Raw genomic sequence first — 9834 nt, forward strand, 5'->3', positions numbered from 1 at the left:
ACCGCACGCTCACGAAGCTCAGCAGGATAGGGGGACGGACGTGCCATGACTCGATCCTCTCAGGGAATCGAGCCTCCATCAGACCCGGAGCGGTTCACTCCACTCACCCATTGCAGCACATCCGTTGTATCCGCCGTGATCGCCTGCACTGGGCAGCCGACACCATTGACACACCCGAACCAAACGATCACGTTCGGAAAGCGGATGGCGCCTGAGGGTCCCGATACTGGTGACCTACAATTAACTGTCTGTGGAAGATAATTCTTTGGAAGATGAGTGATGGCTGACGCTGACCTGAAGCTGCTGTACCGGGAGCTGGTCTCGCTGGAGATCGAGTTGTGGGACGGCATCGAGGGGCGGTTGCGGGCCGAGTACGACTTGGCGCTGACCTCGTTCGAGGTGCTGCACCTGCTGTTGCGGCGGCCTGGGCGGCGGATTCAGGACATCGCGGAGGAGTTCTCGATCACGGTGGGCGGCACGAGCAAGGTCGTCGACCGTCTGGAGGCGGCGGGCCTGTGCGGGCGGCGGGCCAATCCGAACGACCGCCGTTCCTCGATCGTCGAGCTCACCCCGGAGGGGCGGAAGCTGGTGGACGGGGCGCTGAAGGTCTTCGAGGAGGAGCTGGAACTGCGGATCGGGTCGGTGATTCCCGAGGAGTCGGTACGCGAGGTGACCGCGGTCCTCAGTACGCTGCGGGCGGCCGGACGTGCTCTGGACGCGGAGCGGAAGGCCGCAAGCCAGACGTCGGTTCCGGCCTTGCGGGCGCCGAAGCAGCCTGGCCGGTCGGCCTCGTGAGCCAGGACGTCTCGGGAACGGCAACGGGCGGCTGGGGCGGGGCGGGTGACAGCCGCCCGTTGCCGTTCAGTCGGCGATGCCGTTGAAAGCGATGACTTTGTCGATGTGGGCGCGGACAAGGAGGTTGCCGGGGCCGCCGTTGCGGGCGGCGTACTCCTGGGTGCGGTCTTCGCCCATGTAGCGGGCGCCGAGGAGACCGCCCCAGTGCAGCATCTCGTCGGGGTTCGCGGAGGTCTCGGCGCGTCCTTGGAGGATGACGAACGCGTATGGGGGGTGGTCGTCGTCGACGCAGAGGGCGAAGCGTCCGTCGCGGGCGAGGTTGCGGCCCTTGACGCCGTCCTCCTCGGTGGTGAGCACGATGTCGTCACCGTCGAGAAGGAACCAGACCGGTGTGACGTGCGGGCTGCCGTCGGCTCGGACGGTCGACAGCTTGCCGGTGCGGGTGCTGTGCGTGACGAACGCCCGCCACTGCTCGTCGGTCATCTTCCGCATACGGTGCCTTTCACTCTGGTGGGGCCGTTCGCCGGCCCCGAGGCCCGGCCGGCCTCGGGGCACGCAGTGGGTGTCAGCGGCCCCAGAAGGCGTCTTCGGCGTTCTGGTCGCCGGAGAAGAGCCACATCTCGGTGATCTTGCCGTTCTGGATGCGCAGGAGGTCCACGCCGTCCATGGCCATGGACGTGTCGCCGCGGCGGCCGGTGAAGTGGATGGTGGCGGCGACCAGGTCACCGTTGCCCATGAGTGAGTGCATCTCGTCGATGGCGAAGGTGCCCTGGCTGGCCTCCATCATGCCGCCGAGCATCTGGAAGACGGCGCCCTGGCCCTTGTGGTCGCCGGAGAACTGGTTGGCGCCGGGCTGGTGCCAGACGATCTCCTCGTCGAGGAGGCCGCCGAGGGCGGCCATGTCTCCGGTCTGCACAGCCTGGAAGTAGGCGCGGGCCAGGTCGAGGTTCGCAGTGGTCATCGCGCTCTCCATGGTTCTCGTGCGGGTTCGGTCGGGGTCATCGGGCGAAGTCGAGGCGGTCGGCCAGGCCGGCCTCGGTGAAGGCGGCCTCGATCTCGGCGCGGCCTTCCTGGAAGTGGGCCCAGCTGTCGTAGTGCGCGGGGACGACGCGTCGGGCGCCGAGCGTCCTGGCGGCGTCGGCGCCCAGGGCGCTGTCGAGGGTGAGCAGAGCGCCGTCGAAGGCGAAGGGCATGCGGGCGCCGCCGAGGAAGAGGATCGCGGTGTCCACCGGGGCGAACTTCTCGGCGATCTCCTTGACGTGCTCCAGGGCAGCGTTGTCGCCGCTGACGTAGACCGAGGGCAGGTCGTCGGAGGTGAGCATGAACCCGATGACGTCACCGGAGATCGGCTCGCAGCCCACGGGGCCGTGCCGGGCGGGCACGCCGGTGACGGTCACGGTGCCGCCGTCGGGCCGCTTGAGCTCGGCGGTCTGCCAGAAGGCGAGACCGCGGGCGCTGCCGCCCAGGCGGCCGGCGCCGCTCTCGGTGGTGAAGACGACCGGCACCTCGGCCAGGAGGGCACGCCCGGCGTTGTCGAGGTTGTCTTCGTGCGTGTCGTGGGAGAGCAGGACGGCGTCGACGCGGCCGAGGCCGGCGGCGGTGACCGGCGAGGGGGCGGTCTTGACCAGCTTGTGGTCGCCGGGGAGGGGCATGGGGTACTCGCCGGGCGGGTCGAAGGTCGGGTCGGTGACGAACCTGAGCCCGCCGTACTCGACGAGCGCGGTGGGGCCGCCGTAGACGCGGACAGGGATCTTTTCGCTGGTGGCGCTGGCGCCAGACATCGGGGAACCTCTCGGTCGGGGGAACGGTGGCCCGTGACCCTGCGGCGCGCTCCGGCGGGAGGCAGGGCGGAAGGGGCAGGGTTACGGGGCGGGTACGGAGAAGACGCCGAAGTGGTTGCCGGCGGTGTCCTCCAGCCGGGCGAAGGTGAAGCCCGCAGCGTCGGAGACCGGCTCCATGAGGACCTCGGCGCCGAGTTCCCGGCCTCGCTCGACAGTCGCTGCGACGTCCTGGACCAGGACGTAGAAGATCGCGTAGTTGGGGAAGTTGCCCTCCGACTCCCACACGCCGCCGGTCGGCTGCCCGGCGCCCGGCGTCATCACCGAGTGGTAGGTCACGCCGGGGGTGTTGGTGTTGAGGACGTACTGCCAGTCGAAGAGCTCGCCGTAGAACTCCTTGACCTTCTCGGGCTGGTCGGTGCCGAACTCGAACCAGGCGACCGAGTTGAAGGCGGGAACAGTCATGACACGCACTCCTTACGCCCCACAAGGGGACGGATGTGACTCTCTGGGCCGGGCTAAATGCAGATGGTGACCACCGCTCCGCGCGGGGCTCGCCGGAGTCCGGCGGGGATGGCGGGCTCCGGACCGGCCCGGGGTCCAGCAAACCATTTGCATTCCATGGAATCAAATTCCGCAGATTATTGTTCCTGTGTATGGGTTCGATGGCCTGCGGTCCACCGGCCCTTGGACAGCACAGGACCCCGGCGCGTCGGACACGGACGGCCGGGCCTCAGGAAGGAAGCACGTCATGGAGCCGGTCGAGATCGAGGCGAAGACCCTGATCCAGAAGTCGAAGACCCCCTCGAACGACTACGTCATCAACCCCTACACCGGCTGTGTGCTGGGCTGTGCCTACTGCTTCGCCAGCTTCGCCGGGCGCCAGTTCGGCCGGTCCGTCAAGGAGTGGGGCGACTACCTGTACGTGAAGACGAACGCGGTCGAACTCGCCCGCAAGGAGCTGGCGAAGATGCCGCAGGACAAGCGGCGGGGCACGATGCTGCTCAGCTCGGTCACCGACCCCTACCAGGGCCACGAGACGAAGTACCGGCTCACCCGCGGCATCCTGCGCGAACTTCAAGCGGTCGAGTACCCGGGCCTGGTGCGCATCCTCACCAAGTCACCTGTGGTCACCCGCGACATCGACCTGCTCACCAGCCTGCCCCGCGCCGAGGTCGGCATGACTGTGACCACCACCGACGACAAGGTCAGCCGCTGGCTGGAGGTACGCGCCCCACTCGCCTCCCGCCGCCTGCGCACCCTCGCCGAACTCAACGAGGCGGGCATCCCCACCTACGCCTTCGTCGGCCCGCTCCTGCCCCACTTCGCCACCCAGCCCGAACTCCTCGACGACCTCTTCGGCCGGCTCGTCGACGCGGGGGTCAGCGAGGTGTTCATGGAGCACATCAACCTCAAGCGGTACATCCGCGAACGCATGGACCAGGTCCTCGCCGACGAGCCCGAAGACGTACGCGAGGCATATCTCCAGGCGCGGACCAAGGAGCACCGCGATCAGCTCGACGCGATCGTGCCGGAGCTGCTGGACAAGCACGGGCTGCGGCTGCGCTTCGAGGAGGTCGTCCACCACGACGACAACGACACCCTGCGGCAGAGGCTCGCATCCTCGGCGTGACCATGGCCATGAACATGTCCGGGGGCCGGGCCGGGCCAGACGTACCTCAGGCGGTGACGCCGGACTCGGGATCCGGCACCGCCATGGCCCACGCCCCCATGGCCTCCAGGACCTCGCGCAGCCCCTCGCCGAGAGGGGTCAGTGCGTACTCGACACGCGGCGGGATCTCCGCATACGTCGTGCGAGTGACGATGCCGTGCCGCTCGAACTGGCGTAGTCGGCTGGTCAGGGTGTGCGGGCTGATGCCGGGCAGGGCCTCGCGCAGCTGGTTGAACCGGTGGGAGCCATGCAGCAGTTCGCGCACGATCAGGGTGGCCCACGGCCCGTTGAGCAGCGTGAGGAACCGGGCGACACCGCACTCGGGCAGACAGGGATCAGTCACATTTTTGACGGTACCCCATTAGTGCAGTTGATGTAACCGGTGCACCTCATGCACTAATGACGTCATGACCTACGTGATTCACGGCGCCACCGGCGCCCAGGGTGCCCCCGTCGTCGCCGCTCTCGCCGCCGCAGGCAGGACCGTCACCGCTCTGACCCGCAACCCCGACGCCGTCGTGCCCGGCGCGCAGCACGTCGTGGCCGCCGGCTACTCCTCCGCCGCCGACCTGACCGACGCCTACCGAGGTGCCGAGGGGATCTTCGTCCACCTGCCGGTGGCCTCGGAGGAGGACCGCCAGACCTACGCGCACAACATCCTCACCGCTGTCCGCGAGGCCCGGCCGGACCGCGTCGTGTTCTCCACCAGCGGCTTCCCCATCGATCCCGCCATCGGCGGTGCCGCCGCGACCCTGGCCGCCGGCCTGGCAGACAGCGGTGTATCCCACGCGGTCATCGCACCCGAGCTCTACCTCGAGAACCTGCTCATGCCGCACGTCATCGGCTCGGTCCGCGAGCGCGGCGTACTGACCTACCCGATCCGAGCCGACTTCCCCGTCTCCTGGGCCTCCCACCTGGACATCGCCGACGCCGCCGTCGCCCTGCTCGACCGCACGGACGTCACCGGCGTGGTCTCCGTCGGCCAGTACCCGGCGATCACCGGGCCGGACCTGGCCGAAGCATTCGGTGCCAGGCTCGGACGGGACGTGGTCTTCGACCAGATCACCGCCGAGGAGTTCCGTACCTCGATGGCCCCCCTGATCGGGGACGGCCCGGCCGCTGATATCGCAGGGGCCTACCAGGCGATGAGTGCCATGCCCGGCCGCTCGATCGCACCGGAGACCTCCGCCCAGAAACTGCTGGGCGTCACCCCCCGGACCACAAGCCAGTGGCTGGCCGACATCGGCCTCTGACCACAACCGCTGTCAGCTCCGGCCGACTTCGCGAAGGCTTGGCAGGCCGCCATATTCGGCGGGCGGCCCTGCCGAGCCTTCAATTACCGCCGACCGCCCGGGCCAGGACCCGCCCCCGACTTCAACACGCTGAACTTGACAGGGAACTGACCTGGTCGTCGAAGAAGATGTGGGGCTTGAGGACTCGCATGATCGTGCTCTTGTCTATGCCGCCGAGGAAGAAGGCGTCGTTGACGGTCACTCCCCAGTCCTTCAGGCTGCGCACGGCACGTTCGTGGGCGGGTGCGTTGCGGGCGGTGACGAGAGAGACATGGACGCGGATCTGATATCCGGGGTCTGTTGTCCGCTGTTCTTCTTCGCGCTGCTGGAGTCGATTGATGCTGGCGAGGAAGTCCCGCAGGGGTCCCGGATCGTGCGGTGTGGCGGCGTTCATCGTCTCGTGGGAACGGAATCCCTCGATGCCGTCGGTCTGGTAGATCTGTTCCGAGGCGTCGTCGGCGAGTACGCCGTCGAAGTCGAAGGCGATCCGCAGGTCCTGGTCGTCGGTCTCGTCGGCCGTGATGGCACCCAGGACACGGCCGGCGGGCAGCCCGAGGGCGACGGCTTCGCGAACGTCGGTCTCGTTCGCGGACAGGAACAGAGACATGTTCAGGGCAGGCATGAAGTGGTAGGGCGAGCGGCCCTGCATGAAGATGGCCCGGCTGATCGGCAGGCCGTAGGCCTGGATGGATCGCATGACCCGAAGCCCCGTGTCGGGGTCGTTGCGTGACAGGACGATCACCTCGACCAGAGGGTCCTCGGGTGAAAGATCGTTCAGGGACAGCAGTCTGCGGATGAAGGGAAGGCGACGCCTTTGCCCAGCGTGTCGTTGAGGTGCTGTTCCTGGTAGGCGCGGTAGACCTCCTCCCCCTGCTCACGAAAGACGGCGTCCGCCTCCGCCAGGTCGAACAGCCCACTGGAGGCGATGCCGATGACCAGGCGCTTTTCAAGTTCGTAGGCCACGGCACTCCCCCTTGCATCAATTCGCACACCTGTCTCAATCATCGTACCGAGTCGCCGTGCACCCCTGGGCTGGCCGGCGCCAGGGGCACCCCCGGTCGGCGGCTGTCCCGCGAGGAACCAGTGGTGCGGCACCCCCAGTCCGGCCGACGGGTACAGACGCCGTCTTCGTCTCAGACCCGGAAAAGGCCCCTGGCCGGTATCAACGAGGACGTCCTGAGGTCGGCCTTCCGGTAAACGCGCTCACCGGCTCCGTACCCGGGGGCCGGACGCGAGGAGGCGACGCTGCACGGTCATCGCCCGGCACCTGGGGTGTTGGTGAGGTGCCCCATGACGCCTCGGCGGGGTCCATCGGGGCGGTGATGGAGCAAAGAACCGTCCCACCCGCCCTGGTCAGTCAGAAGAGCCGAGCTGGTCGAGCCAGGCGCGGGCAGCGCGGGCAGCGCGGGCAGCGCGGGCAGCGCGGGCAGCGCGGGCAGCGCGGGCAGCGCGGGCAGCGCGGGCAGCGCGGGCAGCGCGGGCAGGGCAGCGCGGGCAGCGCGGGCAGCGCGGCAGATGACCTGTTCGTCTGCGCCGACTCTGGTGATGACGCCGACTTTGCGGTTGAGGCGCGCGTTCACTTGCCGGTGCGTGGTGCCGGTTGCTTTGACGAGGTCGTTGACCATGGCTGTCAGCTGGGTGTGGGGGTCCGGTTCGGTGTCGGCTTCCTCGTCATGTTGCCCGTCGTCCTCGGGAGCGGCGTCGTAGAACGACTCCTGCTTCGAGCAGTCGGCGCAGGCCTCGAAGGCTCCGTCGACCTTCGCTTGCCCGCATCTGACGCATACCCACCCGCCGCACTTCGCACATGTCACCGAGGCTTCGTCCGAGTCGTGGCCCAAGGCGTGTTCCTGCGAAGTGCATGGGCCGGTGCAGGGCCGCACCGTAGCGCTGGGACTCGCTGCAGGCCTTGGCACGTCCCCGGGAGACTCCCGTACAGCGTGTTCTGCCTTCCAGCGGGCGTTGAATTCCTTCCTGGACCGAGCGCGGGCCTGCTGGCAGGCTGCCTGCTCCTCAAGTGTGAGGTGGCTGAAGCACGCGGCTACCGGAGAAGGCAGGTCGTCGACGAGCGGCCACTCGGCAGCCCGGCGGCGGCATCGGCGGCCAGTGGTCTTGCCGTATCGGGTGCACGTCCCGTCTGCAGTCGGCTCCTGCCTGCGAGGAGTCACGGCGGCTTCCTCGGCACGGGGCTGGGACAGCTGGTCGGGAACTGCTTCCGTGGCCAGCTTTGTCTGCAGGACCTGCCTCCAGTCGTCACCGATCTGGGGAAGCGCGGGTGCGGCGGTGACTCCATTGATCCTCAGTCCGTGCCGCCCCGCCACGTGCTCGAACACCGGCCGGATCGCTGCAATGACGTCTTCAGTGAACCTGGGGACGAGATAGGCCGGCACGATGAGGACGGCGTCCTGGGGATGCCCTAAGCGGCTTGCGGGGCCCAGTTCTACGTTTCCTACATCCGCAAGCAGGGCCGCGGCCTGGTTGTTGCCCTGCTCGTGCATCAGGAACGCCGTCTGGCCCAGAACACGATGCAGGGTGGAAGTCGCTGGCTCACCCGGCTGGAGTGACGGGGCAGGAGCCGTGACGGCGACAGATACGTGCAGGTGCGTCGCCGGGCCTTCGGACACGGGATGGCCGAAGGCAGGCGGTGTGCCATTGACCACCGATTCGATGGTGACCTGGTGGTTGTGGACCTCCTCAAGCGCTTCCTCGAGCACGCGGCGGGAGTCGGAGCTGACGAAGTTGTCCAATGCGCCCTGATTGACCCAGGTCAATATCAGCGTGGCACCGTCATAGGAGAGCGCTGTTACGTTCTGGCTCAGCAGAATCCAGGTGAACCGCCGCCGCTTTTTGGCTGCTTCCAGCACCTGCGGCCACAGCTCCTGCATGATCGCCGTCCTGTTCGCCATCCCGCCTCCCGCAACATGCCCGCTCTGCAGCGCAGAAGCTGGCGCTGGCAACTAGGGTTGCAACGAGGGCCGTTGGTCCTGGTCACCGGCTCTGGAGTTCCTGACGCAGGATCACTTAGCAGCGCACGCACCCGGATCCCCTGGTTGTCGTGGTGCCCTCGGCCTTCTCGGTCGCCTCCCGGGCAACGGCGGCCCGGGCCGCGGCAAGGGCGGTGCGGATTCGGTGGGGACGGGGTCCGAGCAGGAAGCGGGCGAGCCGGACAGCATCAGCGGCGCGGCCGCCGCCCTCATTCCAGGACTGGTGGCCTCGGCGTACACGCGACCTCGGGCCATGGCGCAACAGTCAGGAGAGTGCCGAGGGCTTGCGCGGTGGCGGCAGGGCGCGCAGCAGTTCCCACAACGGTCTCGAGCCCGTGGCCCACTCCGCCAGGACTTTGCGGTCGACGAGGTGCAGCCGCTGCTGTTCGGCGAAGGTGCGGCCGGGCTGGGTGATCCGGCCGTTGGTCACCAGGACCACGACGTCCCCCTTGTGGACCGGCCGTCCCGTTCCGTTGAGGATCTGGAGGTCCGGTGTGCCCACGGCCGCGCCCCGCTCTCCGTTCTTGCGGTGCTTGCACCGGAGCACCCAGCGGCGTCCCAGCGGATCGGTGGCCTTCACGTCCGCTCCCAGGTCACCCTGCCCGCCGACCTGGGCGGCGTCTGTGCAGCCGTCGCGGCGCATCAGGTCCCGCACCGCGTGCTCGAACTCCCGGTGCGTCAGCGCATCCAGCTGCGCCAGCCCGTACCGCAGCGCACGTGCCTGAACCTGTTCCCACTTCATGCGCTGCACCCGCTGCTGCCACCACCCCGCAGCGGCCAGGACGGCAAGGAGGGCGGCGACGAGCAGCACCCACCAGTGGGTGAGCAGCCAGTTGACCACCATCACGACCAGGGAAACGGCCGCCACGGTGACGACCAGGAGGACGACGAGCTGCACATCCCCCTGCTGCCGGCGCCTGCTCCTGCGCCGCGGGCGCCGCCTCGTGGGCCGCCGGCTCACCGGCCGCTGCCCATCATGGAGAAGTCGATCGGGTACGACACCGTCGGCCGGGGAACGGCCGGCACCATCTTGGGGGTGTCGAACTTGATCGGGTAGGAGACCGTCGGCCGCGGCTGCGCGCCGTCTCCCTCCCGGGTCGTCGTCTGCTCGAACCGGATCGGGTACTGCACTGTTGATTGCGGCCGCGGCGCCGTGCCGTCGGCGGTGCCCACCTGCACCCCACCGTTGCCTATCCCGACCACGGCTGACGCGACCACGGCTAAGACGTCATCTCATTTGGTGAGCCTGCGGTAGCAGATCAGGGTGCAGGCGATGCTGGTGAAGGCGAGGAAGTGGTCGGCTTTGCGTTCGTAGC

The 9834-nt window shown here is 68.3% G+C and carries 11 protein-coding genes and 1 pseudogene; 3 read left to right on the plus strand and 9 right to left on the minus strand.

From position 1 onward, the window contains the following. Window positions 1-279 precede the first annotated feature (279 nt). Window positions 280-795, plus strand: a complete 516-nt coding sequence (locus ADL12_RS18340) for a MarR family winged helix-turn-helix transcriptional regulator (protein WP_062703740.1) — start codon at window positions 280-282, stop codon at window positions 793-795. A gap of 66 nt (window positions 796-861) precedes the next feature. Here the strand turns inward: ADL12_RS18340 and ADL12_RS18345 are convergent, their stop codons facing one another. The 4 genes from ADL12_RS18345 to ADL12_RS18360 form a co-directional block, all read right to left on the minus strand. After that, on the minus strand, window positions 862-1287 hold the full coding sequence (locus tag ADL12_RS18345) for a PPOX class F420-dependent oxidoreductase (protein ID WP_062703741.1): 426 nt from the start codon (window positions 1285-1287) through the stop codon (window positions 862-864). Window positions 1288-1360: 73 nt separating this feature from the next. Then, window positions 1361-1756, minus strand: coding sequence for a nuclear transport factor 2 family protein (locus tag ADL12_RS18350; protein WP_062703750.1), 396 nt, complete (start codon window positions 1754-1756; stop codon window positions 1361-1363). 37 nt (window positions 1757-1793) lie between these two features. Then, window positions 1794-2576 (minus strand): MBL fold metallo-hydrolase, encoded by a 783-nt coding sequence (locus ADL12_RS18355; protein WP_062703742.1) that lies wholly within the window; start codon window positions 2574-2576, stop codon window positions 1794-1796. Window positions 2577-2657: 81 nt separating this feature from the next. Beyond that, window positions 2658-3038, minus strand: coding sequence for a VOC family protein (locus ADL12_RS18360; protein ID WP_062703743.1), 381 nt, complete (start codon window positions 3036-3038; stop codon window positions 2658-2660). A 286-nt stretch (window positions 3039-3324) separates the two neighbouring features. On the opposite strand from ADL12_RS18360, the gene ADL12_RS18365 reads away from it, so the two are divergent. Then, window positions 3325-4206, plus strand: coding sequence for an SPL family radical SAM protein (locus tag ADL12_RS18365; RefSeq protein WP_062703744.1), 882 nt, complete (start codon window positions 3325-3327; stop codon window positions 4204-4206). Window positions 4207-4252: 46 nt separating this feature from the next. On the opposite strand, the gene ADL12_RS18370 is transcribed toward ADL12_RS18365, so the two are convergent. Then, the gene (locus tag ADL12_RS18370; protein ID WP_062703745.1) at window positions 4253-4588 is read right to left on the minus strand and encodes a winged helix-turn-helix transcriptional regulator; all 336 of its coding nucleotides are present in this window, start codon (window positions 4586-4588) and stop codon (window positions 4253-4255) included. A gap of 64 nt (window positions 4589-4652) precedes the next feature. Between ADL12_RS18370 and ADL12_RS18375 the strand changes: the two genes are divergently transcribed. Continuing rightward, window positions 4653-5498, plus strand: coding sequence for an SDR family oxidoreductase (locus tag ADL12_RS18375; RefSeq protein ID WP_062703746.1), 846 nt, complete (start codon window positions 4653-4655; stop codon window positions 5496-5498). 121 nt (window positions 5499-5619) lie between these two features. Here ADL12_RS18375 and ADL12_RS18380 read toward each other — a convergent pair. The 4 genes and pseudogenes from ADL12_RS18380 to ADL12_RS18395 all read right to left on the minus strand — a co-directional run bounded on the left by ADL12_RS18380 (window position 5620) and on the right by ADL12_RS18395 (window position 9691). Then, window positions 5620-6542 (minus strand): annotated as a pseudogene (locus tag ADL12_RS18380) (5'-nucleotidase). Window positions 6543-6790: 248 nt separating this feature from the next. Next, window positions 6791-8440 carry a hypothetical protein gene (locus ADL12_RS18385; RefSeq protein WP_062703747.1) on the minus strand — a complete coding sequence of 550 codons (1650 nt, stop codon included), beginning with the start codon at window positions 8438-8440 and terminating at the stop codon, window positions 6791-6793. Between the two features lie 343 nt (window positions 8441-8783). Next, the gene (locus ADL12_RS18390) at window positions 8784-9416 is read right to left on the minus strand and encodes a restriction endonuclease (protein WP_425265111.1); all 633 of its coding nucleotides are present in this window, start codon (window positions 9414-9416) and stop codon (window positions 8784-8786) included. A gap of 59 nt (window positions 9417-9475) precedes the next feature. Next, on the minus strand, window positions 9476-9691 hold the full coding sequence (locus ADL12_RS18395; RefSeq protein WP_159053191.1) for a hypothetical protein: 216 nt from the start codon (window positions 9689-9691) through the stop codon (window positions 9476-9478). Window positions 9692-9834: the final 143 nt, after the last annotated feature.

Origin of the sequence: Streptomyces regalis, assembly GCF_001509475.1 — a bacterium.
GTDB lineage: Bacteria > Actinomycetota > Actinomycetes > Streptomycetales > Streptomycetaceae > Streptomyces > Streptomyces regalis.